Source organism: Trinickia dinghuensis, from assembly GCF_003367175.1.
GTDB classification, from domain to species: Bacteria; Pseudomonadota; Gammaproteobacteria; order Burkholderiales; family Burkholderiaceae; genus Trinickia; species Trinickia dinghuensis.
Genome location: NZ_QRGA01000005.1, coordinates 105,148 through 130,027, shown reverse-complemented (window position 1 = coordinate 130,027; position 24,880 = coordinate 105,148). Strand labels below are relative to the sequence as shown.

Here is a 24,880-nt window from a genome sequence, read left to right as displayed (position 1 = left end):
TCCCTTACCTGCCGCGGGCGTATTCGCGGCAGGAGTTTGATTCGGCGCAGACATTAGTCGTACACCGGTGCGCAGACGGTGGCCGACAGCGATGCGTTGACCCGGCTCGGGATCACGAGCGGCGCCGACTGCATCAGGATGTAGCGCTGAGCAGGGTCTTCCTGCACCCAGGTCTTCGGTGCGTACGGAAGAGCCTTATAGTTGAAGGCCGGATCTTTGATCATGCCGAACGCGCGCGTGCCCATCAAGTTCGGGCCCGACATGATCACGGTGCCGTCGGTCAGCATCGGGAGCTCGACGTTGTTGTCGTCGACATACCAGTCGTTGTAGACCCAAAGGTCATATTGACCCCACTTGCCCATCCATACCGCGCCCTGCTCGATCTTCGCGCCCGGGTTCACGACGTTTCCGTTCGGGTTCCACACTGGATAGATGATCGCGCCCGCCAACTTCGGATCGAGCTTGAAGCCGTCCCACGAGCTCGTCGTGAATACGATATCGGAGCACTTTGCACCCGACGACTTCAACACCGCGCGCTGCCACGCCTCGACGTTCGCCGTCGGCGATGCGTTACCTGCGGTGATGTTCGCCGCGGTCCATTGTGCGTTGCCGGCCAGCGCGATCGTCAAGCTCGGATCGCGGCCGAAGTCGATCTGGACTTGTTCGAAGCCATCACCCTCGACAGTCAGCTGGGCCGTGGACATGACCTGAGCGGCCATCCATTCCAGCGTGCGATTCAGCACGTCAACCTGATCCGCCATTTCGGCATACAGGTTCGCCATTTCGCGCTCTTCGCCCGTGAGCTCGCCACCGATGCGCTCGCCAATCATGCGGCGCACAGGCTTGAGCAGATCGGGTGCACGCTTGTCCTTGATGTAGGCCGGCGTAAACTCGTTGGTCTGGTAACGACGTTGCTCGACCAGCTTGCCTTCGACAAGCGGCGAGACGAACGGCGCGCGCCGGCGCTTACCGATATCGATATCGATCGACACCTTCTCGGTATCCGACGTGATGATGTTCGGGAAAAATCGGTCCAGCAGAAATTGCTGAGCCAGTTTCAGGTTGGGGACAACTTGAATCAGTACGTTGGTGTCGTAGATGAGCACGGTTTCAATCTCCGATGTTGGAAACCTGGGCCCCAAAACAAAAAACCCCACCGAAGCGGGGTTTTTCGCATTGGTACCGGTAAATCCGGCGCCTCAAACGCTAGTGCCCCGCCGAAGCGGGGCCCTTAATTCGAAGCTGACCGGGTTAGCTCGGATCCGCTGCGGAGACCGAGGACTTGATGAAGATGCCGAAGGCGCGCAGCGCGGTGCGCAGCGCGGGCAGCGTCCATGACGTATCGAACGAAATCGCATTGCCGTTGAATTCGCCGAGCACATATGCGCCCGCGGTCTGCGGCGTACCGGAGGCATCCGTGCTCGTCGCGAGAATCGCCTTCGGTGTCTGGCTGCCGTCCGATGCGGTCTTTACCGAGAGGATGTAGTTGCCGCTCGCCTCGATCACGTTGAGCGTAAATGTGTCGCCTGCGGCAAACACGGTGCCACCTGCGGTGATCTTGAAGCCGATCTCCGCCTCGGTATAGGTCGTGCCAACCGTCGCGTCGGGCAGCACGTTGCCTTCCGGATCGACAACGCCGAAATCGGTTGCGGACTTCGCCGTCAGGACGAACGCGCCGTAGATCGGGGGCGCGCCGATGACGAGCGAACCGACCGAACCGTTGCCAACGTTCGCAGCTCCGGCGCTGACGTTGATGCTGTCGTCGGTCTGCTGGCCAAGAACCGCGCCACGAGTGAGCGTGCCGGACATCAGTTGGATTTGCTCGGAAACCAGTTTCAGGTTGCCGGCGATCAGCTGATCCGGAATGAAGGTTTCGGCGGTAATCCCGGGGACCTGCGGATTTTCGCCGATCGCGCTGACGCTGAGAGTCATATGCTTTCTCCGAAGTGATGTGGCGAGAAACGCGCCGGATTACCGCGCGACGCGCTGGCCGGCCGCGACGATGCGGTCAGCAAGCGCTTGCGAGGGATTTGCGGCCGCCGGCGCAGCGCTCGCGCCCGGATTGGGCGTCGTCTGATGTGCCATGCGGTCGTACAACTGCGTGCGATGCGACTCGGTGCGGTTCGCCTGCTTCGGCGGCTTCTGCGGCGCCGGCGCGTCGAGCGATGCCGCGTTGAGCGCCGCGATCGCCTGACGCGCAGTCAGACGGCTATCGAAGGCGAAAACGCAGGCTTGCTTAATGCGGCCACTCTTCAGGCCAGCCGCGACGATGGCCGCGCAGCGGATCCGTTCGCGATCGCGTGCGCTTCGAGCCCGGCCAGTGCGCGCCATCGCCTCAGCATCGTCGCGCTCGTCGTCTTCCGCGTCCGCATCATCGCCATCGACATCGTTCTCATTGCGCGCCCGAGCCGCCTCTTCGTCCCGTTGACGCTGCTCTTCCGCTCGCCGCGCCTCTTCGTCGCGCTCGTCGAGCTCTTCCATGCGGCGAGCGTATTCGTCGTCGGTCTCGTCATCGCGCCGCTGACGCTCGTCATCGAGATCGCTCGAGGCCGGCTCTTCGACGCTCGGCGATAGGCCGAAGAAATGGGCGAACGGCATTGCGCGCGCCAGTTGGCTCAGTTTGGGTTTGGTCATACGATCCTCATTGAATTGATCAAGCCAGCGTATTCAGCAACGCCCGAAAAGCGGCGTCAGGCGCCATGACCGCGTCCGCTAAACCGCGCTCCACACCGGCCGCCCCCATATAGCAGGACGCCTGCGTAGCACGCACCCTGTCAGGCGCGATACTTCGGTTGCGGGCGACCGTTTCAACAAAGAGGTCGCCCATAGAATTGATGTCAGCCTGGAAGCGATCGAGCGCTTCCGCCGAGAGAGGGAGCTCCGGCGCGCCATCGACCTTACGGTCACCGTAGGTGACGAACGTCACGTCGAGGCCCGAAGTCGTGATCGCCTTCGACCAGTCCACGTGCATCCATACGACGCCGATGCTGCCAACACCACCGGTGCGCGGAACAATGATCTTGTCGGCCGAGCTCGCGAGCGCATAGCCGCCCGAATATGCCGATTCGTCGAGGATTGCCCAGATCGGCTTTCGGCCACGGGCCCCATAGATCAGGTCGACGAGATCGAAGCAGCCCGCGACTTCGCCACCGGGTGAATCGATGTCGAGGACGACAGCCTTCACTTCGGGATCGTCCATCGCCATCACGAAATTCTGGCGAATGCCGTCGTAGCCGGTCATTCCGCTATACGGACGCAGCTCGCCAAGACGTTGCACGAGCGTTCCGCAGATTTCGATGCGCGCGACACCGGCAATGTTGTCGTAGCCGGAAACCACCGTACGGCCCGGCTCCGCAAAGCCGTACTCGTCTTCCATGTCGAACATGAGCGGCCGCATCTCACCCTGATCAGCGCGCCACACGCGGCTGATTCCGAGCCGATCGGCAAGCGCCGCTATCGCGATCTCGGCTTTCGCAGGATGAATTACGAGCGGAGCATTGAATATCCGCGTCGCTAGATGTGGCAAACGGTGCGTCATTGGGCCTCCGGAGGTCTTTGCGCCTCGGTTGCATCGACGCCTTGAAGCGCCTGGGGAATCGGCATGCCGAGTTCCTTGAAGAATTCCCGCTCGACAGCGCGTTGCGCTACCTTCTCGCGCCAGTCGGCGCCAGCTAGTTCGCTCACCTCGTCTTCGAGAGTGGAAAGGCCGGCATCCATGCCGAGAATCGCTCCTTTGCGCTCCTTCTCGGGATCCACATACCCGCGGCCAGGGCCCATCCAACGCGCGCGCGAGTAAGCAACCCGGTACTGCATGAAAGGCGGCGCTCCCGCCGGCAGCGGCAACTCGTCGACTTCCATCACCTCTTCGACAAGAGCGCATACAACGGGCTGACCGAAGCCGGTCGCGAAATTCGTGCGGCGCCGATGGAAGGTCTTCCATACCTCGAGCATTGCGGCACGGTACGAGCTGTAGTTCACGTCAGCCCAGTTCTGGCTGATCATCTGCGCCGACGTTCCGGTACCGGCCGCGACGTTTCGCAGCACGGCGCTTTCAAAGTCGGCGAAATTGGTCGCCGGCCGCGCCGCATCCGCGAAGCCCATTTTCTCGCCCGGGAACAGATGCGAGATCCGCGCGTTGCCGATCGCAATGTTGCGATCTTCGTGAAACTCGCGGCGATAGTCGTTGTACGTCTTTAGCTTCTCGCCGTCGTCGAATGCTTCCTGGACGAATTCATCATCGAATGGGCTCTCGATATAAGCAGCGAAGATCGCATTGATGATCGCGGCGTCGAGCTCCGCGCTGTCGTACTTGACCAGCATCTTTAGGCGCTGCAGCACGGGCGTTAGGATGCCGGCGCCACCGCGGTGTTGCGCAGCGCGATCGTGATCGAAATCATGCACGATGATCGGCCTGCCCCACTCGGTCTCACGAGGGATCCGATCCCAGTGCAGGCTCTCGCCCGCGCTAAACCAGTCGCCCTGGTGAGCACGCCGGATCCAGTAGCCGACCGCCGCGCCGTCGTCATCGACCTCAACGCCGCCGCGCATCGTGTTCTGGTCGAACTTCAGCTGCGGATTTGACAGCCGGTCAGGATCGATGACCTGAAGAGTCGTGGCGTACATAGCGCGGCCGCGGCCTACGCGTTCGGGGCGCCAATGGAGCATCCCCAGCGCATCACCGTCGACGCATTTGTGACGGAAGGCGAGCGCCATCTGCTGCGGTACCGTGAGAGCACGTTGCGTATCGTTATACCGACCCGGGTCGTATGCCCACATCCGGTAATAGGCATCCATCGCCTGACCGTATTCGTTCGCCCAGATGTGATCGAACGCCTTGATACCAGTCATCGCGCGGAGCGCCATCCAGTCCGGCTTGAAGATCGGGCGGAAATCGGCACCGATGACGTTATCGATCGTGCGCGTAACAGCGGCTGATGCCCAACCATCGTTCCGGACGACATCTCGAATGCGCGCGACGATCCGGTCGCGGTACATGTTGAGTTCGCCATCGGGCGACCAGAGATACGGCTGCCATGCAGCCATGTGGTCGCCCCAGACGTCGGCGGCGTCGTACGGAGTGCGACCGCCGCCGATTAGCATCTGGGCGCGCGAGCGCGAGCGATCCGAGACCTTTCGTTCGATCGGCTGGCCTCGCGAGTCGAGGATCTGCAGTTTGCCGGCCATCAGGGATAGACAAATCCGATGGGCCGACGTGCGCGACGGCGCATGCCAAGGGCCGCCTGCAATTCCTGGATGAGCGCGGTCAATTGCGGCAGGCTGGCGCGGGTGTATGTGACCGCGCGGCTGCCCTCACCTTGCGAATACGAATAGGACTCGCCTTTCGCCCCCGTACTGAGATCGATGTACGCCTGCTGAGCCTGAGCAAGCGCTGTCTGCAGCGCTTGCTGGGACATGCCAGCAAAGACGCTGCGATTCACATGGAAATGGCTCACGAAAGCTCCTACTTCGGCAGACGACTCGATATCGAGCGCTTTTTGGTCTGCGATTTGGATTTGATGACGACAGAACCGCTATCCAGTTTCTCGGTCTGCGTCGGCTGAGGATCTGGATCGGCTGGCGACCAGACTTGGCCGTCATATTTCAGTGGGGTAACGAGCTCTTCGACCTTTCGGTTCAACTTGAGCCCGAAGTGCATGAGACCGCACAGGGCGGTATAGGCGTACACCCGACAGTCGAGCGCCTCATTAGCCTTACCGGCAGGCAATTCCCACACGCGATATCGGCGACCGCCTGAAGATTTCAGGACGGATATTTCAGACGTGAGTTGCGTGAAATATCCGATGTCACGGTCGGCTGGAAAGTGCATGTAACCGGCGCCCGGCTCTTCGTACCGCAGCCGCGCATAGATGACGTCTTTCGCCGCGTTCGTGCCGATGACAACCGGCTTGAAGTTGGCCTTGTTCCGATTACTTGGTCGCTTCGTCGGCCAGACCGGCGATCGCGCGCCGGCGCGCTCCGACGCACCCTTGATTGCCCAGATTCGGCGCCCGAGCCGCGCCTTGGCGAACTCGTACACCTTCTGCGTGTTGTGACCACCCGAGTCGATACAGACCGCCATCACTTCGAACGGCATGCCGTCGTATCGATGCCATGTCCGCTTCAGATACGCGTCGACCCTCTCCCAGAACACCGGCGTTTCCGGATCGCCCTCGATCACATGATGGTCGATCGACCATGACTCTTCGTTGCGGCCCCACCCGACAGTCTCGAATTCGCCGCGGTCCGGCTGAATATCGACGCCGACAGTAATGACGCCGACGCCGGTCGGGACGTGAGCCGGCCATTTCTCGCAACGCGCGAGAAGCACATCAGGGCTCAGCCCCTTACCGACATGACGTCGATACGGAAGACCCATCTGGGTATTCCACCAAGCCTGCAGCTGCTCCTCATCGCCCTGCGCGTCAATCCACTTTTTCGCGATGTCGGACGGCTTGTCCTTGCTCCAAGGGCTATATAGCTTCGACGCCTGAAATCCAGCGTGTTCGCTTGAAAAGCCTTGCTTCCCGCAGTTCGGGCAATGAGCGTAGTAGACCGCATGCCGGTCACTTTCCGACCAAGTCCAGACCTTATCGACCGAGTCTTCGTCAGCTTCCTGCCAAGCGATATCGTATGCGGCCAGCGGCACGTGACGATGACCACAACATTCGAACGGCCTGGTCTGATGCCACCGCGCCGTCGAGAGCGAGCGGAGCCGCTCACCTTCAGACCAAGTCGCCCCGCAGCACTCGCAAACGACGCGCGCGGTCTTGGCGTTGTGCGCGAGCGTGTTGCCCTGCGCGTCCCGTTCCTTCTCCCAGTGAACATGCTTGAAGAAGTCGAGGAACTGCCTGTGGCCGCAATGCGGGCAAGAGACCGAAGCACGACGCTGATCCGAATCGTTATAGCTCTTCTCGATTCGGCTTTCGCCCGAATATGTCGGCGAGCAGGCGCGAACGGATAGCCAGTTGACGCCGAAGGATGCCGTGCGCTCTTCGGCGATGAAGATCGAGTCCCCCTCTTTCAGCGGTGGGTACTTATCGATCTCGTCGGCCAGAATGACGCGGATAGGCCGGCGCGCAAGATTATCCGGGCTACCCGCGCTGACCAGCGCGAGAAACCCGCCCGGAAATGCCTTATAGCCGAGCGTGTCGTCGCGATCACGCGACTTGCTCGGACCCATGATCGCCCGCAATACCGGCGTGCTCCGGATCAGCGGCGCAATCCGCTCCTTGCTGAACTGCTCGGCCGCGTCATCCTTAGGCTGGATGAGCAGGATCGGGCAGGCGTCGAGGTGAGCGAAATACCCAAAAATGTTTTCTAGTAGGGCCGTATTGTGAGTCGGGACCATGTTTCGACCGCACAAATACATGCTGTTCGGACTATCCGCCGTGATGCATTGGACGGTCCGGGTCGCCACCGGTCGCACATCGACGATACGGCGGCGAAACGTCTCGCTGGGCCGGCCATCGCCCACGGCATTGAGCCGCGCAACCTTCCTCGCAAGACGGAAAACCGGCCGTTCGGCATATGCCGTGAATGAGATTTGGAACGACAGTGATTCCGAGACGCGCCCTTTATATTTGCAGCGCGCAATGACCTCGTAGACGCTCGGCTTGAATCCGAGCGAACGCAGCAACTCAAGCACATCGTCGCGAAGGCGCGGCAGCGTCGTCGAAAACATGCAACGCCCGACCTTCGATATCGTTCCATCGGTGTCCATCAGACCACGCAGCAACTCCAAACGCTGCTCTTCGGACGCGCGCAAATACTCTGCCGGAATCGACTTCGCGCGCTTGAGGCCGAGAGCAATCAGCGAACGCCCAATGGACTCATGCTCGCGCTTAATCTCATCGCGCATGCCAATGCCGAGACGACGGCGCGCGCCTTGGCGGGTGCATTCCGAGCAATATCCGGCGTATTTCCCGCCTGTGCGCCCAAGCACTCGCATATCGTGCCCGCGGCGGCACACGTCAGCATCGCGATTTCTGTCGATGCGGACCGTCAGCGTGCCATTGCGGTCATTGAGAACATCGCAAACCAGTCCAAGCGACCGCAGATGTTCGATGAGCTCGAAATCGTCACGATGAAGCGTCAGGCCAGCGCGCGAAGAAGTCCCGTCTCCTAACCATGCACCCAAGGCGTACGGCGGGATCGGAAGATCGCGCTCCGGCAACTTCATCGCGCCCGCAACCGGTATAGCATAGCGATTGCGACCACCATGCTTAAACGTCGTCGACATTTCTGCCGTGTCGATAACGCGGCGCACCTGAGACACGTTGCGGCCGGCGTTATCGTCAACGACCCATAGATGATCGGCATCCGCGACTATCGTGGCGCCATCGGAAAAAACGACTTCAAAGCAGCGCTTGCCCTGCATGTGACCGCTGATCGCGACAACCTTTGTGGGCGCGCCCGTCTCATCGAGAACCACATTGCCAGGGCGCAACTCTCCCATCGTGGTCCAGCCATTCGGCGTCGGGATAGGCGTAGCGATATCGAGCGCCTTGAGCATCTGGGTGCTCACCATCACCGTGATGATGTGAATACCCGGCTCAGTAACGGCCAGCATCGGGCCGCGCGCTACCTCGACCGTGTTCGTCCTCCAGTTACCCGAAGTGCTGCCCGCTTCCTTCGCGAGCTTTCGGTACCGGTCAGCCCATTCGGGAATGCTGATGCGCGGCGGAGGCGTCCATCCGCGCCGGTAGTCTCTCGCGAGTTGCTCAGCCTTGTCGGTCTTCGAAGTGAGCATCCGGCTCGCCCAGGTCTGCGATCTGGGAATGGACATGCTCAATCAGGACCTGCGTAACCCGGTCAGCCTCCAGCCCAAGATCGGCGGCAATTTTTGGGCCGACTCGCATCGGCCAGTTCATCCACGAATCGCGCGCCGCGCGTGCTGCATCGAACAGCACGGTTCGCGCGATCGCGAGCTCAATCAGTGACCCCGCCTTCTGCCCGTACTCGAGTTGCTTCAGCAGCGCGTTGAAGTTCTCTTTGATGCGGAGCGCTTCCTTGAGGTCGTGCTCGGCACCCATTGCGATGACGATCTTCGCCGCCGCCTCGGTCGGCGTGTCGTCTTCGCTAACCACGCGCTCTGTGCGGACACTCTTTGCGGACACTTGCGGAGTGTCCGCAACTGCCTTGCTCGACCTGATCGTACGTCGCCAACCGGAATCGACGAGAGCCGGATCAAGCTTGTTGTCCCCGTCCGGCGTGAGTTTCCCGGCAGTGACCGCCCGGCGAACCTGCTTTTCATCGCAGTTGGCGAGCTTCGCGAACTCGCGAAACGAAACGTGTGGTGCGGACATTTTTTTGCCCCTGGGGCTGGCCTAAGATCGCGGCGCGCAATGCCCGTGTTTATCAATGCCCCGGGAGGGACCCGTTCCGGCAAATGCGCAGGGAGCGCCCCGGGCTCTACCTCGCGGTCGCCAGGGCAGCCGCGAGTGCGTCGGACAGGTCCCGATCAATCCATTTGTTGACGACTGCCTGAGCGTGACTGCCCCACCCCAGTCGCTTCTGGACAGGCAACGCATCGCCGAATCGAATCAGGAGCTTCAGCGTCCCCCGCCCGTTGTTCTGCGACGTATCGAGCTTATGCAAGCGACCAAGCCGCTTCCCCTTTTGATTCAGCAGCGTGACTTTCTTCTTGTCCGTTGGGCGTTGCCATACGCCGTTAATTCGTTGACCGTCGGAAGTTACTACCGTCCCAATGAAGACGTCGGGCCTAGCTCTCAACGTCGCGAGCGTGCCCCGCGCGAGCTGACCGTATTGGTTCAGCTTGATGTCCTTCGGGTTTAGCAGCGCGCGGCTGGCGAGCTTATGTACACCGCCGGCCTCATACGGCTTTAGATATGCCGCTGTGACGTCTTTCATGAACACCGTCGCGGCCGGGCTTCCCTTCTTCGCCTTCTTGACCCCGACGCCCTTACGCGTGAAGGGCGACGGATCTTTGAAGGTATCGACAATGTTTTGACTCTCGGCCTCCGCTACGCGCTGCGCGGTGCGATTGATGCCTTGCGCCACCGCGTAGGGAAGCTGCTTACGGACAAAGGCATCGAGCTGGCGGCTGAGTTGTTTCGCGTTCGAGCGAACGCTCAGCTTGATGACGCTCATCGCCGATAGTCCAGGTGAGTTCGAGCATCGCCGCGCGGCGTCGATCGGCATTCAGAAGGCCTGCGGGGACGCTCCAAACGAAAAAGCCCGGAGCGGTTGGGCCGTCCGGGCTTTGGAGACACTTGTACACAGTGTCAGATTGGAGGCTATTTTAGGAGGAAATTTCCTGGCGTCAAGCGAAATCGACGCGGCGCACTCTTGTCGCATGACTCTTTTTAATTCGACATCCTTGATCCCGTGCGGGTTTGCGCCATGCTCTTCGCCATTTCTTCGCCACTCTGTTGCGACTGAGATGCCGCATTAAGGCCAGCATTTTCGGCGATGCGTTCCTGCGCGCGCGAGACCAAATCCATGCACGCCTCGAGGTAGGCCATGGTCGTGCCCACGTTCTTATGTCGAAGCGCTTTCTGCACCGTCTGCACGGGAGCGCCTTCTTCGCTGAGAAGAGTGGCGAACGTTCCGCGGAGACGATGAGGAGTGATATGTCCGATGCCGGTAGCCTCATTAGCGGCCAGCATCTTGCGTCGCGTGAATCCCCGACAGAGGGGAGCACCGTCTGCGCGAGCGACGATCAGGCCGGTCTCTCTACGCATCGTTTGTAAGTATTCGATCAGCCACCTTGGCATCGGCAGCGGGTCTGCCTCTCGGCCCTTCGTAATTCCGGGCGTGTAGCTGGCGCGCGACCAATCGATCCACTCCCAGCGGGCCGTGATCGTCTCAGACTCGCGAAGACCAATACCCAGCATCAGGCGCACAGCGATCGAAATGAGTCCATCGTCGCTATCGAGCTCATCGATGTGGGCGAGCCACTCGCGAGTGTTGGCCACGGGCAGCATTGCGCGCGGGCGCTTCTGCAATTTCAGCCGTTTCACCGCCCATGGGAGAGCTGGGATCACTTTTCGGCGGATTGCCCAGCGACAGACGAGCTTGAGCACGTTGAGCCACTGATTGGCGCTGGCTGCGGCGTGCGACTCCAGATATGAATTGCGGGCGGCTTCGACGAGTTCGGTCGTGATCTCGTCGATGAACACATCGCCAAGCCCAAAAAGGTGAAGGCGCCCGAATCGCTCGACGATATCGACATGCGCTCGACTGACGATCGGCCGGTGGACTTCAAGCCACTGCACGACGAGCTCACGCAATGTCGGCACCGGGTCGTCGCCTCGTGCCCATATGCGTGCCCGCGTGTATGCGCGATCCGCGATTTCAGCGGCGCGATATTTCACCGTTTCCCGCGTGCTGCGTTGCACGCGGGTTCCGTTGATCTGGAAGCGGTAGTGCCAAATATTACCGACGCGGAACAGTTGGTATTCCATCTACCACCTCCTACGTCGATCATTCGTCGCCGATAAAGTCCAAGTACGAGAGCATTCGATCCAGCTTCAACCGCGCAGCCGCTTCGACTCCCTCGACGGCAAGTACCGCCTCGCGCTTTCCCTTTGCCGGCTGAGCCTTCTGTCCCGACAGCCACACGCGAATAATCTTTCTATGTGCTGTCACGGTGTTCTTGTTGACAGACGCCTTATCCGCAAGCTGCTGGAGATTGACCTTCACTCCGAATACTTCTTCGACGAGCTTCCGACGTACAAGCGCGTGTGAGAGATGGCCGGAAAGCGATACGAGTGCCGCTTGAGTTACATCGCGGATGGCCGCCTCCCATTCCGGGTTCGGCCGGTGGCCGGCGCAGCACGCTCGTCCGCAATGGCAAGGAAGCGATCGCAGCGCAAAACGGGCGACAATGACAGCGCGCTCGACAGTAGTCAGTTGATCGAGCTCTTGCTCGACAGCATGCGCCCGGCGCGCTTCTTCAAGAAAAATGATGCCGTTCTTGTCAGCAGCTTCTATTTGCTCGATTTCCTTTTTCGTGAAAACGGTTTTTGCCCAAGCCCACAGCCGCCGCGCATAGTCGGCATCGGTAGACCCATCAAAGAACCGACGAAGCATGCCGGCCTGGGCTGCGCCGTCGCTCCCAGACAGCCCCTTCCCTTTACGGCCAGCGGGTGTCGCGAGACGATCGGCAAGCGCACGGCCTTGCTGATACAGGGAATAGTTCAGTGAAAATCTAAGTGCCTCCTCGGTGGTGCGAAAGAGTTTTTCGGGCGATGACGAGGATTCGAGGGTGGCGTCCACATATACTCCGGATTTAAATATGGGCACTGTTGATTTTTAAGCGTGCTGATAGGCGGTTTTTGCGTATATACGTCAGGTGAGGCTTTTCAGGAGCGTCTGAAACTGCTTCAGCTTCTCGAGAGCTTCACTCTCCTTGGCAAATTCATTTTCGATTTCAAGCGCGGCGGTTTCCAATTCGCCGGCCGTGTTCCGGATTTGTTCCGCGAGGAGGTTCAGGGCCGCTGCCGCATCGGCAAGAATGTCGAAGGGTCGCCTCGATGGGGCAGCGGTTTCCTCGACAAGAGCCGGCGCCGTCGGCGAGACAACTTCCAGGGAGACGACCGCGACGCTCGGCTCTTTCACGTCGATCCGCTGGAATCGGCCGCGATCTTTCTCCCGAATCAGCCCCGCATCCTTCAATCTACCCAGGCATGTATGGACGCTCTTGATCTCCATTCGAGTATGCGTCACCCGAATCAGCTCACCTATGATCTGGTCGACGGTCCATGCTTCTTGGATTGGGACCATTTGAAATACCTTCCGCGCGATCGCGGATTGTCCGTTGAGCGCTGCTTCGTATCTAGATGGATTCATAGTCGTTGCTCTCGCCTCCAGCCCGTCGAAGAACCCCTTCGCATATATCCTCCTGTGCCTTGCTGACTCGTCATTCACTGATCAAGCCCCGCTTGGAGTAGAGGCTTCCGGCGCGTAATCACCGAATAGCGCGACCGCGGCGATGTCGCGCTTGGCCAAGGTTCCTTGGCGTTCTCGTTTGAGAACCGCATCGCGCGCGAGCCTGCGACCGACGTATATCGGTTTTTCGCGCTTGCACCGTTCCCACCAGCGGTGCGATCGCTCGGAGCTAGTCGCTGCATCCGGCTTCTCAACGTCCTTGCCCGAGCCCGCTTTGAGCACCTCGGACAACTCACCTTTCGGGCCAGTGGGCTTCCAGGCGCATATATGGATCTCCCCGCGGAACAGCTTCACGAACCTGCTGACTGTTGTGTGGGCGACTTTTGCCCGCTGCTCAAGCTGAGCGCGAGTCGCGCGACGCTTTTTGAGCGCATTCCAGATCTTCTGCATCTCTGGCCGCGACTTGGGATCGACACCGGCGCCCGAGCGGCGAGGCAGTTCGAGAACGCCGCGACGTTTGGCGATCGACGAATATGTGCGTCCAGGCAGTTCGTCGACGATCCTCTTGGTCGGCATGCCGTCGAGCCATAGGCGCTTCAACACTGCGTCCTCTTCCGGCGCCCAATCCGAATATTTGACGTCAGGCATCAGCTATCTCCATTTCTACCGCGTCGCGGATCCTCGACCAGCGGCTATATGCGATATCAAACACTTCCCGCTTCTGCTCGAGCGGCGCGCCGCCCGTGTCGAACCATGCATGGCACCAGAAGCAGCCAGGCACCGTATATTTGTCGTCGGCCTTCCGCGCGCCGCCCTTCCCGTGCTCGCTGAAGTTGCTGTGGCACGGAACAATCGTTTCCTCGGGCTCTCGGCACGGACAGGTCCCGGGCACGCGGAGGTAGCAGATCTGCCCGCGGCAGACGTCGAGCATCTTCTTGTCGTGCCATGCGCGCTTCTTTCTAGCCTTGCGCTTGAATGGCGTATTCCTGAGCGGCGTCGTACGTAGAAGCGATGACGCGCCCTGCCTGGGCGCGAATGCGGTGCGTTGGAGCGGCTTCTTACGCGTCAGCACTTACGGGCCTCCATTCGCCAACCCATTCGAGGCGCGTGCAACCGTGGGGGAATTCGGGAAGCCTCCGGCGATTGAAGGCGCGAGGGACGTCGAGCAGCACGCGGCCGAGCATGTCGACGCGCGTGTCAGGCGCGGCGCTGATCCAATCCGGCAGCCAGACATACGCGGCTACCTTCGCGGCACAGAACTCTTTGCGCCGGCGGCCGCGCCATCGCATCCGCGCTGCGCTCACCATTACGAGCTCGTGCACGTCGAGCTCAACCGTCGACACGGCGCATTCCTGTTGCAGAACGCCATGGCGCCGATAGTCGCGGGGTAAAACGAACGTCAGCTGCATGCGGCCGTCTTCCGTTGCATATCGACCAATTCGTCGACGGTGAAGATCCAGAGGTTGAGGGTCGCCGCGATGTGATGCATGAGCGGAGCTGCGCGGCAGCGCTCCCATCCTGGAAGCAGCGCGACGGCATCGCAGGTAACGATTTGTTCAATATGCGCGCGCATGCGGTCTCGCCAGCTCTTCGTTCCGTCCGGGTCGATTTCGGCGGGATTGATTACCGTGAAACCGAATTCGCGCAATCGCGCCGCCTCACCGTCGAAAAGCGAGGCGTCTACTTTGGCGATATCCGGCAAAGGGCCGACGAGACAGATCCGCATGCGCGCTGCTCCGGTTAGCCCTGCGTGGGGTTCGCGCCTTCCTGCGTAGCCACGTCCGCCGGCGTGATGTCGAAGTAATACGATTTGCCCAGCTCGAGTTGCGCGAGCGCGGCCGGGTTGTCGACCTGCATCTCGAACTCGCCCCACGGCGTGGCTTGTTGGAAGCGCTGATCCTCGGGAATCGACGGATCGTATTGCGCGGTGAATTTCAGGCGCTTAGCGGTCGGGCTCCAGTTGAGTCGCGTTTCTTCGGTCAAAGTGAACTTTGCGCGTACAGAGGGCATTTCTATGTGCTCCAGGTTGAGAGAGGTTCCGACTTGCGCCGGGGTATTTCGCGCGCCGCCGTTAGACCTTGGCGCGTTGCTGCAAAATCGGCGCGCTGCGCGGGGTGCCACTCGGGTGTTTCGGCTCCATGAAGCCGCGTTTCGCGCGCGTTTGTTCCTTTTCGCCAATATGCGGCCGGCGCAGGCCTGCGGGGACGGACGGGGATTTGTTGAACATGCGATATCTCCGGGGTAGATGGGTCACCAGCTGCGGCTAGTGAGGTCTTCAATGCGCCAGCCATGGCGGCCGTCGCGCTGAATAGCGAGGAAGCGGAAGGGGTATTGCGCAGCGGCGACTTTGATCTTCACGCGCGCGTCGTCGGTCCAATGCCCTTTCACTTCGCGGAATTCGAGCTGGCCGGCCGCCGTGATCAGCGGGTAGTCCGGCGTATAGAAGGTATTGTCAGCGAGACGGAGCTTGAGCGCCTCGAAGCGGTACCAGAGAATCAGGCCAGCCTGCAGCTCGGCCTCGAGCTGGAGCGCATACGCGGCTTCGGTCTTATTCATCTTGCCGCGCGGCTGTCGGCCGAGCTGCTGCATGCGCTCGACGGGCGTTTCATCCCCGCGTCGAACCGGGTCAACCGACCGGGCGCCACTTAAGCCTTGACCAAGGGTCATCGCGAACTGTGATTTGTGTTTGGCCCTCGGCCATTCTTTGCTCAGCTGGTCGAAAGGAACGCCCAAGTTGCCGGCAATCATGCGCAACGTCGCATCTAGCGGGGACGGCTCGGTTGAGTTGAGGCGCGCCGCCGCTCCAGCGATCTGCTCGCGGATCCGCGCGGTGCCGATGCAGCCGCCGGCGATCGCGCCCTCAGGAAGACGGATGGTCCCCTTGCTCATTCGGCGATATCTTCCGTTCCAGGCGGCCGCCCGCGCCACCCGCCGCCGGCGATCTGACGCATCATTTCGCGCTGGAATAGTTCGAACGTCGACGGCGGAACACAGAACTCGATGTCTTCCCCGGGCAGCAGCTGCGGGGACCCCGCGAATCCCTCCCTCGGGTCGTAGGGATTCATCCCAGCGTCCTCACGGGAGTGCGATTAAACGCCGCGTTTCCGAAGGCGCCCAAATCCACGATCACCCTGAGAGCCGGCTGCCCCGCGGCGTTAAACCAATCGCCGGTGAGGTTCGCACCGGCCCAGTGCTTGAGCGCATAGGCCTCGAGATCTGTCTCGGGCTGGACGATTAGAAAGCCGTCGGCATTGATAGTCGCTTTCATGAGCGCAGCCCAGCAGAAAGGAAAATGAGCGCGGCACTACACGCATTGATGACCCAGAAAGACACGCGTGTGGCGTATATCCCGTTAAGCCCCATTACGGCGCCGATGAGGAATCCGTCGACGAGGATCGCCAAAATGCGAATCACCTGCGAGATTTTCATTCCGGCTCCCTGTTCCACATGCGCACGACTTCCGCGATCGCCTCTTCAGGCGACGGGCTTGTGTATTGCAAAGTCACCGAGACATCGCATTCCGAACAGTGGATCCACGCGACCCATGAATTGGCTTCGATCTGATCCTCGTCGATCTCGCCGGCGGCCGCGCCGCAGAATTTGCAGGGGCCAAGCTCATGCGTGTGTGAGCCGAACCCGACGAACGAAACGCCGTTTGCCGAAATCTCCGTTTTCATGCCGTCACCTCATCGAGCTGCTCGTCGTGCAGCGGCGTGCCGCCGATCGGACGCAACATCGAATGCGGGATAGGTAAGAAAGCGAACCCCGCCTCTTGGATGCGTGAATTGGTGCAATTCCATGAAGCGCCGAAATCGGCCAGCGGCGGGGCCCGGGATACGATCTCGACGATTTGATCGTTGCAATCAGCGGTCGGGCAGCCCCGCACGACGGCGAGCACACCAGGTTCGATGTTCATGCGTAGAAGTCCGCTGGCAAGAGGGCATCGCCGAACGTATCGACGACGAATTTGAAAAACTGTTCGGAGCGCGATCGCCGCGCCTCGCTCAGCACGTGATCGATCCATGGGCCTTTGCCCGCCGCCGCAGCGACGAGGACGAGGTAGTACGGCATAGGCTCGTCGGGCTTGCGCGGCCGCACGCCGAGCGCTTTGCCCTTCGCCTCGATCTCGGGCCCAGTCTCGAACCAATCGCCGTCGTATTGCGGCGCCGTGCCGCCGGCGCCCTGCGCCTCGGCGATGAACTGCGACACGAAGCCCACGTACGTCGGCCGGCCGTCGGTATCGCGGCCACGCGCCGCCACGGCCAGGGCGTGAGCTGCGCGCAGCTGCTCAGCCGTCACGCCTTTGCCAACCCAGGTCAGCAGATGGATGCGGTCCTTCGTCGGGTCGAGCGCCAGCTGCTTGCCCCTCGCTGCCTCCAGGCCGACCAGCAGCTCGCCGAGCTCGCTCTCGGTTTTGACGTTCGGTTTTTGCTCATTGGCAGCAGCAGCCGGCGGCTTTTCCACATCGCCGCTCGCGTTCGTTGCTGCTGCTGATGATTCAATGACGGTTAACTGATGCTTAGTGTGCAAAAGCTTTGCACCCTTTTCTGCTCCAGATTGCACCCTTTTCTGTCGTGGTTTGCACCCTTTTCCGGTTTTATTGGGTGCAATTTCTGCACCCTTTCCAGAGTTGTCCACAGCTTTATTGGGTGCAGATTTTTCACCCTTTTCTTGCTCGGGCGCGGGCGCATTATTGGGTGCAATTTCTGCACCCTTTATCCACTCGGAGCTGATGCGGTATTCGGCCGGCCTGCCGCCCATCGTCGCGCCCTTCTCGGGGCGCCCGCCGCGCGCCGCCCTCACGAGGATCAGCCATCCCGACTTCTGCATCTTCTCGAGCTGATACTGCACCGCGCGCTTCGACTGGCGCGTCTTCTTCGCCATGGTCTGAACGCTGGGGAAGATGTGGGTGCCGTCATCGTCAGCGTGGTCGGCCAAGGCCAGCGCGAGCAGCATCTCGCCGCCGCCTTCGGGATAGCGTTCGAACACGGCCGTCATGACCTTTACGCTCATGACGCCAGTCCCGCGAAAAGGCCCGTGCGATCTAACGCGACGCTACAGGCTTGGTTAAGCCACAGGCATTCGGTGCGAAGCGACGTACCGCCCGCGGCGGAGATCCGCGCATCCGTTGACACGCACTTCCAGCCCTGCAGCGCCGCGGTGTACTCCTCGCTCATATACCCGCTCAGCACGACCATTCCTGTCAGCGCCATTGCGGAAGCGAGCAGTTCGAGGTGCTCGGTGGTTGACATCTCGTGCGCGTAGTAACGGCCACCGCGACGCACTGCGCGATTGCGAGTGCTATGGAGGTAAGGAGGATCGAGATAAAACAGGACGTCGGTCGCGTCGTGATAGTCGATCACTTCAAGCGCAGGTCGATTCTCGATCGTCACCCCTTGTAGACGCTCGCATATCGCGGAAAGCGATTCAGGAAGCCGAGTCCAGACCTGCTGAGCCGTGCCGTATTTCCGCCGGGTATCGATTCGAAATCCCGTACAGCCCCGCGTAGCGCCGGCGGAGCCGAAGCCCATTTCCGCCCGCACGATGGTTCGGCGCGCGCGCTCGATTGCATCTTCCGTCGACTCGTAGGCCGCCTCGAATTCGTCCCGCGCGTACGGCGTCAGCGCTAGCTGATCGGCGAGCCGAGCGCATTGTCCTGGCTCACGCAGAACACGAAACAAATTCACGATGTCCCCGTCGAGGTCGTTGTAGACCTCCGCGTAGGCACGCTCTTTCTGCATCAGCACACTGGCTGCGCCGCCGTATGGCTCGACGTAGCACCGATGAGCAGGAAAGTGGCGAATGATCCACGGCGCCAGTCGAAATTTCCCGCCGTGATAGCGGAGCGCCGGACGTGAAATAGTCATCGTGCCGCCTCCACCTCAGGCGCGCGCCGCCGGCTCGCGTACTCCGTCAGCCATCGCTCGGCGCCTTCAGGCGTACCGAGATCTCCCGTCACGCGCCGCCGGGCGCACATGGCCGAGCATTGGCGAATCGTGATCGGCACCGCGCCGGCCGCGATCGCGAGCTCGCGCTTCGCCTTCGCGATATCGAAGTGCTCTCCGCCCTCGCCGGCGCGCTGCAGCCACTTAGCGTTCACGCCGATTGTCTTCGCCATGGCAAGCAGCTCGGCCGACGTGTCGGCGACCATGTGGCTCATCTTCATGAGCCCGTAGCGGCCGAATTCGGTCTGGTACATGTCGTCGACGTAGACCGTCATGCGCCGAGCCTCCGATGACGCACGGTCGTCGTGGCAGCCATTGCAAAGCAAACCGCCGCAAACCACGGATGTCCGGAGCGGGCGAGATATGCGCCGGCGCCGATTGCCGCGACGTCGTGAATTGCGAGCCATGCCAAGGCGCTCATGGGGTCTCCTCGCTCGCGAGAGGCAGTAGATCGACGACAACTTCGCCGGTGTCCACGAAATACCAATCGGAGTCCGTCAGGTTGTTGATAAGGAATGCCTCAAATACGGCCGGACGTGTCCGCGCTTGAATGCGGCGCCATTTCGATGTCGGGCCGCGCCAGACGGGTTCCACACCGGCATGTCGCGCCGCCGCCAGGTTGTGATGGCCGTCGATCAGAATGCGATACGGCTTCCCGCGGAGCATGACGTCGGCCACGCGCACGATAAAGACGTCAAACCGCGCAGCCTTTTCGGCGACGCGGCTTTCATCTATGAAACGCTGCGAGGAAATGAGCGGCGCGAGGCCTTGCGTCATGAGCGGCCGCCGAGATAGATGCGATATCCCGGTCCTTCCGGCGTCGTCACGCGCTCGACGCGCGCGGCAGCGACGAGCTGCTCGAGCTGATCGCGCACGCCGCTATCCGACAGGCCGCACATAAACGCGAGTCGGCGCACGGTCGGCGCCGACTCTTTGGTGCTCTGCTGGCTCAGATGCGCGAGCGCAAGGAAGACAAGCTTCTGGTTCGATCGCAGCTCGATCTCCCAGGCCTGGTTAGTCAAGTGGTGCGACATCAACTCTCCCGGAAGCAAAAAGGAAGCAGCACCTGCAGGAGCGCGGCGATCGCGATGACGAGCACGTTCCGCCAGTAATGGGCGATCGTGCCCGGGACCGGCAGCGCGAAACCCAGCGCGGCACTCAATGCGAGGTAGAGAACAACGACGCGGGTAAGACGCCGCAGGATGGGCCCGATCAAACGCCGCAACATGCGTCCTCCAACGAAACGGGCTCGACCAGATCAATCGGCTCGCGCTCGTCGCGAGCCGATTCGTCGGGATCGATGCGGCGCAGGCATTGATCGGGCGCAATCGCGCGTGAGACGACCCCCTTGGGGATCATCAACGGCCCGATCTGGAAGCCGAGCAGGTTTTCGCCCTCAATTTCCCAGATTTGCACACCACACGAGAAGCTCAGATAGAAATCGGCACGAACCACGCGCACGATCGCGCCGTCATTGATGGAGCCGCTGTTTACGACTCGCGCGAGATCACCAGGCTTGACGTTCATGCGCGCCCCGTCGTGATCCAGTTGAGCCAGCCGATGAAGCCAATGAATGCGCCCAGGTACATCATCGTCACGAGATGCATCGCTACTCCTTTTCGTCCCTAATTTGCCCATCGCGTCCCAACTTGGGCCGCGTTTCGAACTCGGCCACCAGCGGATGAAGCGACCCGTAGACACTGCGCAGAACGTGATATCCGAGCAATACCGGCGTCGAAACCCCCGCGCGCGCCGCCCTCACCGCCAAATCCGCCGCCTCGACAGCTGGAAGTGAAACCTCGACCCGCGTAGTGCCGTCGTTCATGCGGGACAAACCAGGCCGCTTTGGGACGCTTCGACACTGACGTCGAGCAGATTCAGCGGCAAATTGCCAACCGTGCCGAACAGTTGCAGCTCAGCTAAGCGGGCGATCGCCGCCGAATCACTCTCGATGCCATGCAAGCGCTTGAACGCCTGCAGGCCCGTATAGATGCGATCGGAAAGCCGCGTTTTGACTTCGTTGCGAAATTGAGCACGTCGCATTGCAAACCTCTTTTTGGAATTCGAATCGTGAACTGCGTACTACGCGCCGCCGGCGGCCATCACATGCGGGATAAACCCACGCGAAACCGCGTGGGCGAAATGCACGAGGCGTTCGGTCGCGAGCGTCTGCGTCACCACGACGGTCGTTTTGACGGGAGGAACCCCGTCGATCTCCACCGTCCCATCGCCGAGCACATGCGTCTTCGTCTCGAAGAGCCCTTCGCGTATGTCCTGCGCCTCGTCGAAGACAAAATGCAGGACATCGTTCGCGATCTCGGGCCACTGCTCAGCCGCGGCCAGGACGTCGTCGATGACGGAATGCAGCAATCGCGGCTTCATTCAATGCACCTCGTGGACATTGGGGCGAGGGTTCCTTCCCCGTTTAGAATCGATGGCTCCCACGCCAACGTTTTTCAAACAAAGAGGAACCCTCATGGACGAATCAACTGCCAAGCGGCTGAACGAGATGGAAGTGCGCATGCGGATATGCGAAGCGGCCGGACGCGCCCAAGTGGCGATGACAAAGGCGCTCATCGCGACGCATCCAGATCCGCAGCTTCTGACCGCAGCGTTTCTGAGGTTTTCAGAAGGCGCGGTTTCAAGAGCACTCGGAAGCCCCGCATCAACCGACGAAGCAATCGAGGCCTTCGAGACTTTTCAAAACGAGTGGCTGAGGACGCTGAAGCAAGCGACCCGCTCGTAGCGTCCTCGGGCGGCAAGAAATACTGCTGCCATTCCCGGAAAATCCGCTGCTCGAGCGTCCGTCGTTTGAGCAGCGCCTCCCAATCGCAAGGATCGACAAGGACCTCACGAGCCAATTCGCCCGGGTACATCTGCAGCACGCGGACGCCGGTACGCGGTTCGGAACGATCGGCTTTCGAATCGGGATACGCGTCGGGCTCGTTGAACGCCCAGGGATACAGCTTGAACTCGCGGTGCCTCTGCTCGAGCAACGCGTCCCAGTCGTCGCTGATGCCGTACGCACGCGCGTCGCGCCGATGCTGTTCCTCGATCGAAATCCAATCGGGGTCGGGCTGGGGAATCAAGGCAGCCGATAGCTCACCCTGGATCGAATTGAGAAAGGCCGTACTGACAATGGTCGTCTCTGCGCGCCGCCCGGGCGCATCGCGCCAGCGTCGACGCCGGCGCACGAGATCCCCTTCCCGAACTGATGTCACGCCGAGCATCACCATGTCAGGCACCCTCCGCTGCTCGAGCGCCGCTCGAGCGAACGAATGCCCAGTCGACGCGATCGTTAAGCCCTTCGCAGAGAACACCGCATGCGCGCTCGATCTTTGGGCAGTGTTCGGCAGGTACGCGGCCTTGGCGCCGCCATTCCTGGATCACGCGATAGCTCGACAACCCCAGTGCGGTCGCCATGTCCGCCATCGTGTCGAACTTGCTAATCGCTTCCTCGAGTGCCGGGTTCTTCGGCTGTGCCGTGGGTGAGTTCATGCGGCGGATTCTATACTAGTAAAACTAGCAATGACAAATATTTCACTAGAAACTCCTGCGATGACGCTAGAAAACCTAGCGGATAGCATCCGGGGCATGAACATCCACAGACGAATTCGCGATCGACGTTTGGAGCTAGGCCTCTCGATGGAGGCCTTGGCCGAGCTCGTTGGCGTGCGCGCTTGGCAAACGATTCAGCAGTGGGAAAAGGAAGACGGGGGCACCGCGCCGAAGCGCGATCGCTTGAAGAAGGTCTCCGAGGCACTCCGGACGACGCCCGAATACCTGCTTTTCGGGAGCCCTGCCCCGCTGCCCGAGATCCATGGCGGCGATGACGCGCTGATCAATCCGCTGCGTCGCATGGAGGTGATGGCGTCCGGCGCCGACCGCGGTTGGATGGTCGATATCTCGGCGTTGGCGCCGGATAGTTTCTTATTCCTGATTCCCGATGATTCGATGGCGCCCCGCTTCTTTCGCGGCGACTATGCGATCGTCGAGCCAGCTGTGACGCCCGAAGTCGAGGACGATGTCCTCGTTGGCTTTGCAAACGGTCGTATCGCGCTGATGCGTCTTCTATCAAGGCGCGCCGGGATCAGGCTCGGAACGTGGTCCGACGCCGCCGCGACTACATACTCCGAACCCGAGATCGTGTGGATGCACTGCGTATCTGGGTTCGTGCCGGCGAGGCGCATCAAGCGAGCGTAGCTACGCCTTGCTTGGGCTCGTCGCCTTGACCATATCGCGTAATACTGCGATTTCGTGAAGCAACCTGGAATTCGCCTCGTCGTGGGCGCCTTTCGATAGAGCTTCGCCCGCAGCCCGGAGCGTGGCGTCCGCTCGCGCAACGAGCCCGCGCATCACCTCGAGCTGCAACCGGTTGGCGTCGAGCAGCTCCGCCTCGCGAGATTTCAACTGCTCGAGCACCGATCCCACCTCTTCGGTCCGGAGACTGTCCTGCAGCCTTCCGATTATCTCCGCATTCATCGACTTCCCGCCGCCATGCGCGGCGTCCCGGATCGCCCCGTGAAGCCCGCGCGGCAGGCGTAGCGCCGTTTTGATGAAGTCGTCTTGGTTGGCCATTCGCGGATTTTACCGAGCAATGACGCTAATTTGCCACTATATTAGTTGTGCTTTCAAATTGATGGCAAACTACCATCTAATTCCCGCGTTTGAGATGTCACTTTAGAGGCGAAAATGAAGGCTGAAGTTAAGATGCAGGTTCGGCTTCCGACGGAGATCCGTGACGCCCTCGCGCGAGATGCAAAAAACAACGAACGCTCGATGAACGGCCAGATCATTGCGATTTTGAAGGAGCATTTGCGTGCAGTGGGTCTTACGAGGGACCAACAACAAACCACGCCGTCCCACCGCGAATAGCTGTACGGGTGCCGAAGAAGCATCTGGCTTCACACGGGCGGTCACGTTTGCTGGGAGTCGTGGCCGAAAAAAACATGCACGCATGGAGCTTCAATTGAATTGCGATGACAACAACCGGGGCGAGGCCGTCCCCGAGAGCGCTCAACACAAATTGGCTCAGCTTTGCAGCCTGCTCGCGGCGCTCCGGTCCGTCGGCCAGCTCGAATTGACTGAGGAGACACAGATCAATCTTCTATGGCTCGCACACGATCTAGCGCTCGACGTGAGCACGCAGCTTGGCTGCGGCGTGAAAACCAGAGCGACCGCCTAGCGCCTGAACGCGCCGCCGACCGCGGCGCTTTTTTTGCCAAACTCCACTAGTTTTTCTTGCATTACCAGTTTTACTAGCATAAGATCCGGTCCATCGCAGGTGCCCAAAGGAAAGGCGATGAGGAAGCGGACCACGCATGCAGACATCAACCGTTCGACGATGCTCGTCGGAATGTGGTGCGGCCTGGTTGCCGCCGCGTGTGCGTGTTTGCTCGCACTAGTCGTCTTCGGCCCCGATGCGATCAACGTGTTCTTCGGGGGCTGACATGCTCAAAGATCGAGTGCTCGAACTCAAGCAAGAGATGCTTTGCGCGCGCACTGCGCGCCGCCAGCAGGCCGCCAAGGCCGACCTGACGAAGCGCGGCATCGCACCTCGCGTGCGCATCGGAAGCGGCTATGTAGCGCCGGCGATCGCGCGTACGTTCTCCTACCTTCCGGTAGGCGGTGCGCGGTGAAAAAGACCCTCCGGATCATGCGCAACCTCCTCGCGCTGCTCGGCATGTTCTTCCTCTATCTGCTCATTCACGGGATGGTGGATTACACCGCGCAAGCCGCGACGAACGATCTCGCATGTGTCTATGCGAGGTGCATGTGACGGTGCACACCTGCTCGCGTTGCAAGCTACCGGCGCGCATCGCCGGCACTTGTCACCGCTGCCTTCGTTGGTTCGTTTGGGGTAAGTGACATGGACGAAGCTGCAATCACGACATCGGAGCTGCGCGGAATGATCGAGCGCGCAGGAAAAGCCGGATCCAGATTTACCGGCGACCGGCGCGCTGCAGTCGTCATCGCACATCTGTGCGGCGCCTTCGATGTTGCTCATGCCGACCTGGGCGCTGCGTTGGCTAAAGCAGCCGGCATGTCGCACCTTGCCGCACCGGCGGCAAACGAGGACTGAT

At 61.0% G+C, this 24,880-nt stretch carries 43 protein-coding genes; 7 read left to right on the top strand and 36 right to left on the bottom strand.

Annotated elements, in window-relative coordinates; translation table 11 throughout:
* Positions 1 to 53: 53 nt before the first annotated feature.
* From DWV00_RS08860 to DWV00_RS08685, 35 genes are all read right to left on the bottom strand, one after another.
* Complete coding sequence (locus DWV00_RS08860; protein ID WP_115533200.1) at positions 54 to 1,106, bottom strand: major capsid protein; 1,053 nt, start codon at positions 1,104 to 1,106, stop codon at positions 54 to 56.
* A 145-nt stretch (positions 1,107 to 1,251) separates the two neighbouring features.
* Complete coding sequence (locus DWV00_RS08855) at positions 1,252 to 1,932, bottom strand: head decoration protein (RefSeq protein WP_115533199.1); 681 nt, start codon at positions 1,930 to 1,932, stop codon at positions 1,252 to 1,254.
* Positions 1,933 to 1,971: 39 nt separating this feature from the next.
* Positions 1,972 to 2,634, bottom strand: a complete 663-nt coding sequence (locus DWV00_RS08850) for a hypothetical protein (protein WP_115533198.1) — start codon at positions 2,632 to 2,634, stop codon at positions 1,972 to 1,974.
* A gap of 19 nt (positions 2,635 to 2,653) precedes the next feature.
* A complete protein-coding gene (locus tag DWV00_RS08845; protein ID WP_115533197.1) occupies positions 2,654 to 3,538 on the bottom strand; it encodes a S49 family peptidase in 885 nt (294 codons plus the stop codon).
* Complete coding sequence (locus tag DWV00_RS08840) at positions 3,535 to 5,184, bottom strand: phage portal protein (RefSeq protein ID WP_220274673.1); 1,650 nt, start codon at positions 5,182 to 5,184, stop codon at positions 3,535 to 3,537. The genes DWV00_RS08845 and DWV00_RS08840 overlap by 4 nt, the downstream gene beginning before the upstream one ends.
* The gene (gene gpW, locus DWV00_RS08835) at positions 5,184 to 5,453 is read right to left on the bottom strand and encodes a gpW family head-tail joining protein (protein ID WP_245964792.1); all 270 of its coding nucleotides are present in this window, start codon (positions 5,451 to 5,453) and stop codon (positions 5,184 to 5,186) included. The genes DWV00_RS08840 and gpW overlap by 1 nt, the downstream gene beginning before the upstream one ends.
* 8 nt (positions 5,454 to 5,461) lie before the next feature.
* Positions 5,462 to 8,785, bottom strand: a complete 3,324-nt coding sequence (locus DWV00_RS33970; RefSeq protein WP_181885398.1) for a terminase gpA endonuclease subunit — start codon at positions 8,783 to 8,785, stop codon at positions 5,462 to 5,464.
* On the bottom strand, positions 8,721 to 9,305 hold the full coding sequence (locus DWV00_RS08820) for a hypothetical protein (RefSeq protein WP_115533195.1): 585 nt from the start codon (positions 9,303 to 9,305) through the stop codon (positions 8,721 to 8,723). The genes DWV00_RS33970 and DWV00_RS08820 overlap by 65 nt, the downstream gene beginning before the upstream one ends.
* A gap of 106 nt (positions 9,306 to 9,411) precedes the next feature.
* Positions 9,412 to 10,110, bottom strand: coding sequence for a hypothetical protein (locus DWV00_RS08815; protein WP_115533194.1), 699 nt, complete (start codon positions 10,108 to 10,110; stop codon positions 9,412 to 9,414).
* 215 nt (positions 10,111 to 10,325) lie between these two features.
* On the bottom strand, positions 10,326 to 11,426 hold the full coding sequence (locus tag DWV00_RS08810) for a tyrosine-type recombinase/integrase (RefSeq protein WP_115533193.1): 1,101 nt from the start codon (positions 11,424 to 11,426) through the stop codon (positions 10,326 to 10,328).
* A gap of 19 nt (positions 11,427 to 11,445) precedes the next feature.
* Positions 11,446 to 12,240 carry a hypothetical protein gene (locus DWV00_RS33620; protein ID WP_147297857.1) on the bottom strand — a complete coding sequence of 265 codons (795 nt, stop codon included), beginning with the start codon at positions 12,238 to 12,240 and terminating at the stop codon, positions 11,446 to 11,448.
* 72 nt (positions 12,241 to 12,312) lie between these two features.
* On the bottom strand, positions 12,313 to 12,675 hold the full coding sequence (locus tag DWV00_RS08795; protein WP_147297856.1) for a hypothetical protein: 363 nt from the start codon (positions 12,673 to 12,675) through the stop codon (positions 12,313 to 12,315).
* Between the two features lie 219 nt (positions 12,676 to 12,894).
* Positions 12,895 to 13,500 carry a hypothetical protein gene (locus DWV00_RS08790; protein ID WP_115533189.1) on the bottom strand — a complete coding sequence of 202 codons (606 nt, stop codon included), beginning with the start codon at positions 13,498 to 13,500 and terminating at the stop codon, positions 12,895 to 12,897.
* A complete protein-coding gene (locus DWV00_RS08785; RefSeq protein WP_115533188.1) occupies positions 13,493 to 13,924 on the bottom strand; it encodes a nuclease domain-containing protein in 432 nt (143 codons plus the stop codon). Before DWV00_RS08785 ends, DWV00_RS08790 begins: the two co-directional genes overlap by 8 nt.
* On the bottom strand, positions 13,911 to 14,261 hold the full coding sequence (locus DWV00_RS08780) for a hypothetical protein (protein WP_115533187.1): 351 nt from the start codon (positions 14,259 to 14,261) through the stop codon (positions 13,911 to 13,913). Before DWV00_RS08780 ends, DWV00_RS08785 begins: the two co-directional genes overlap by 14 nt.
* A complete protein-coding gene (locus tag DWV00_RS08775; RefSeq protein ID WP_115533186.1) occupies positions 14,252 to 14,578 on the bottom strand; it encodes a DUF4406 domain-containing protein in 327 nt (108 codons plus the stop codon). Before DWV00_RS08775 ends, DWV00_RS08780 begins: the two co-directional genes overlap by 10 nt.
* Before the next feature lie 14 nt (positions 14,579 to 14,592).
* Positions 14,593 to 14,862, bottom strand: a complete 270-nt coding sequence (locus tag DWV00_RS08770; RefSeq protein ID WP_245964791.1) for a hypothetical protein — start codon at positions 14,860 to 14,862, stop codon at positions 14,593 to 14,595.
* A gap of 61 nt (positions 14,863 to 14,923) precedes the next feature.
* Positions 14,924 to 15,079, bottom strand: coding sequence for a hypothetical protein (locus tag DWV00_RS34335; protein WP_220274672.1), 156 nt, complete (start codon positions 15,077 to 15,079; stop codon positions 14,924 to 14,926).
* 23 nt (positions 15,080 to 15,102) lie between these two features.
* On the bottom strand, positions 15,103 to 15,741 hold the full coding sequence (locus DWV00_RS34510; RefSeq protein WP_245964790.1) for a PDDEXK family nuclease: 639 nt from the start codon (positions 15,739 to 15,741) through the stop codon (positions 15,103 to 15,105).
* The gene (locus tag DWV00_RS08760; RefSeq protein ID WP_115533184.1) at positions 15,738 to 15,917 is read right to left on the bottom strand and encodes a hypothetical protein; all 180 of its coding nucleotides are present in this window, start codon (positions 15,915 to 15,917) and stop codon (positions 15,738 to 15,740) included. Before DWV00_RS08760 ends, DWV00_RS34510 begins: the two co-directional genes overlap by 4 nt.
* A complete protein-coding gene (locus DWV00_RS08755) occupies positions 15,914 to 16,120 on the bottom strand; it encodes a hypothetical protein (protein ID WP_115533183.1) in 207 nt (68 codons plus the stop codon). Before DWV00_RS08755 ends, DWV00_RS08760 begins: the two co-directional genes overlap by 4 nt.
* Positions 16,117 to 16,281, bottom strand: a complete 165-nt coding sequence (locus DWV00_RS33965; protein WP_181885396.1) for a hypothetical protein — start codon at positions 16,279 to 16,281, stop codon at positions 16,117 to 16,119. The genes DWV00_RS08755 and DWV00_RS33965 overlap by 4 nt, the downstream gene beginning before the upstream one ends.
* On the bottom strand, positions 16,278 to 16,529 hold the full coding sequence (locus tag DWV00_RS08750; RefSeq protein WP_115533182.1) for a Lar family restriction alleviation protein: 252 nt from the start codon (positions 16,527 to 16,529) through the stop codon (positions 16,278 to 16,280). Before DWV00_RS08750 ends, DWV00_RS33965 begins: the two co-directional genes overlap by 4 nt.
* Positions 16,526 to 16,768, bottom strand: a complete 243-nt coding sequence (locus DWV00_RS08745; RefSeq protein ID WP_115533181.1) for a hypothetical protein — start codon at positions 16,766 to 16,768, stop codon at positions 16,526 to 16,528. Before DWV00_RS08745 ends, DWV00_RS08750 begins: the two co-directional genes overlap by 4 nt.
* Positions 16,765 to 17,865: a helix-turn-helix domain-containing protein gene (locus DWV00_RS08740; RefSeq protein WP_115533180.1), complete on the bottom strand. Its 1,101-nt coding sequence runs from the start codon at positions 17,863 to 17,865 to the stop codon at positions 16,765 to 16,767. The genes DWV00_RS08745 and DWV00_RS08740 overlap by 4 nt, the downstream gene beginning before the upstream one ends.
* Positions 17,862 to 18,719, bottom strand: coding sequence for a DNA adenine methylase (locus DWV00_RS08735; RefSeq protein WP_115533179.1), 858 nt, complete (start codon positions 18,717 to 18,719; stop codon positions 17,862 to 17,864). The genes DWV00_RS08740 and DWV00_RS08735 overlap by 4 nt, the downstream gene beginning before the upstream one ends.
* On the bottom strand, positions 18,716 to 19,072 hold the full coding sequence (locus tag DWV00_RS08730) for a DUF4031 domain-containing protein (protein ID WP_115533178.1): 357 nt from the start codon (positions 19,070 to 19,072) through the stop codon (positions 18,716 to 18,718). Before DWV00_RS08730 ends, DWV00_RS08735 begins: the two co-directional genes overlap by 4 nt.
* A 142-nt stretch (positions 19,073 to 19,214) precedes the next feature.
* Positions 19,215 to 19,574: a hypothetical protein gene (locus tag DWV00_RS08725; RefSeq protein ID WP_115533177.1), complete on the bottom strand. Its 360-nt coding sequence runs from the start codon at positions 19,572 to 19,574 to the stop codon at positions 19,215 to 19,217.
* Positions 19,571 to 19,831, bottom strand: a complete 261-nt coding sequence (locus DWV00_RS08720; protein WP_115533176.1) for a helix-turn-helix domain-containing protein — start codon at positions 19,829 to 19,831, stop codon at positions 19,571 to 19,573. Before DWV00_RS08720 ends, DWV00_RS08725 begins: the two co-directional genes overlap by 4 nt.
* Positions 19,831 to 20,025: a hypothetical protein gene (locus DWV00_RS08715; RefSeq protein WP_115533175.1), complete on the bottom strand. Its 195-nt coding sequence runs from the start codon at positions 20,023 to 20,025 to the stop codon at positions 19,831 to 19,833. The genes DWV00_RS08720 and DWV00_RS08715 overlap by 1 nt, the downstream gene beginning before the upstream one ends.
* On the bottom strand, positions 20,010 to 20,324 hold the full coding sequence (locus tag DWV00_RS34330; RefSeq protein ID WP_115533174.1) for a hypothetical protein: 315 nt from the start codon (positions 20,322 to 20,324) through the stop codon (positions 20,010 to 20,012). The genes DWV00_RS08715 and DWV00_RS34330 overlap by 16 nt, the downstream gene beginning before the upstream one ends.
* A 294-nt stretch (positions 20,325 to 20,618) precedes the next feature.
* Complete coding sequence (locus DWV00_RS08700; RefSeq protein ID WP_115533172.1) at positions 20,619 to 20,840, bottom strand: hypothetical protein; 222 nt, start codon at positions 20,838 to 20,840, stop codon at positions 20,619 to 20,621.
* Positions 20,841 to 20,879: 39 nt separating this feature from the next.
* Positions 20,880 to 21,179 carry a hypothetical protein gene (locus tag DWV00_RS08695; RefSeq protein ID WP_115533171.1) on the bottom strand — a complete coding sequence of 100 codons (300 nt, stop codon included), beginning with the start codon at positions 21,177 to 21,179 and terminating at the stop codon, positions 20,880 to 20,882.
* Between the two features lie 191 nt (positions 21,180 to 21,370).
* Positions 21,371 to 22,033, bottom strand: a complete 663-nt coding sequence (locus DWV00_RS08690; RefSeq protein WP_115533170.1) for a hypothetical protein — start codon at positions 22,031 to 22,033, stop codon at positions 21,371 to 21,373.
* 1 nt (position 22,034) lies between these two features.
* Complete coding sequence (locus tag DWV00_RS08685; RefSeq protein WP_115533169.1) at positions 22,035 to 22,295, bottom strand: YdaS family helix-turn-helix protein; 261 nt, start codon at positions 22,293 to 22,295, stop codon at positions 22,035 to 22,037.
* 30 nt (positions 22,296 to 22,325) lie between these two features.
* Between DWV00_RS08685 and DWV00_RS08680 the strand changes: the two genes are divergently transcribed.
* Positions 22,326 to 23,000, top strand: coding sequence for a helix-turn-helix domain-containing protein (locus DWV00_RS08680; protein ID WP_115533168.1), 675 nt, complete (start codon positions 22,326 to 22,328; stop codon positions 22,998 to 23,000).
* Here DWV00_RS08680 and DWV00_RS08675 read toward each other — a convergent pair whose 3' ends face one another.
* Positions 23,001 to 23,375, bottom strand: a complete 375-nt coding sequence (locus tag DWV00_RS08675; protein ID WP_115533167.1) for an Arc family DNA-binding protein — start codon at positions 23,373 to 23,375, stop codon at positions 23,001 to 23,003. It abuts the gene before it with no gap.
* A gap of 114 nt (positions 23,376 to 23,489) precedes the next feature.
* Between DWV00_RS08675 and DWV00_RS08670 the strand changes: the two genes are divergently transcribed.
* The 6 genes from DWV00_RS08670 (at position 23,490) to DWV00_RS08655 (ending at position 24,879) form a co-directional block, all read left to right on the top strand.
* Entirely contained in the window at positions 23,490 to 23,672 is a 183-nt protein-coding gene (locus DWV00_RS08670; RefSeq protein ID WP_115533166.1) for an Arc family DNA-binding protein, read from the top strand.
* Between the two features lie 94 nt (positions 23,673 to 23,766).
* Positions 23,767 to 23,982, top strand: coding sequence for a hypothetical protein (locus DWV00_RS08665; RefSeq protein ID WP_147297855.1), 216 nt, complete (start codon positions 23,767 to 23,769; stop codon positions 23,980 to 23,982).
* Between the two features lie 117 nt (positions 23,983 to 24,099).
* Complete coding sequence (locus DWV00_RS33955) at positions 24,100 to 24,246, top strand: hypothetical protein (protein ID WP_181885393.1); 147 nt, start codon at positions 24,100 to 24,102, stop codon at positions 24,244 to 24,246.
* A 1-nt stretch (position 24,247) separates the two neighbouring features.
* Positions 24,248 to 24,436: a hypothetical protein gene (locus tag DWV00_RS08660; RefSeq protein WP_115533164.1), complete on the top strand. Its 189-nt coding sequence runs from the start codon at positions 24,248 to 24,250 to the stop codon at positions 24,434 to 24,436.
* Positions 24,433 to 24,576 (top strand): hypothetical protein, encoded by a 144-nt coding sequence (locus tag DWV00_RS33950; protein ID WP_181885392.1) that lies wholly within the window; start codon positions 24,433 to 24,435, stop codon positions 24,574 to 24,576. Before DWV00_RS08660 ends, DWV00_RS33950 begins: the two co-directional genes overlap by 4 nt.
* 90 nt (positions 24,577 to 24,666) lie before the next feature.
* On the top strand, positions 24,667 to 24,879 hold the full coding sequence (locus DWV00_RS08655) for a hypothetical protein (protein WP_115533163.1): 213 nt from the start codon (positions 24,667 to 24,669) through the stop codon (positions 24,877 to 24,879).
* The last annotated feature ends 1 nt before the right edge of the window (position 24,880 follow it).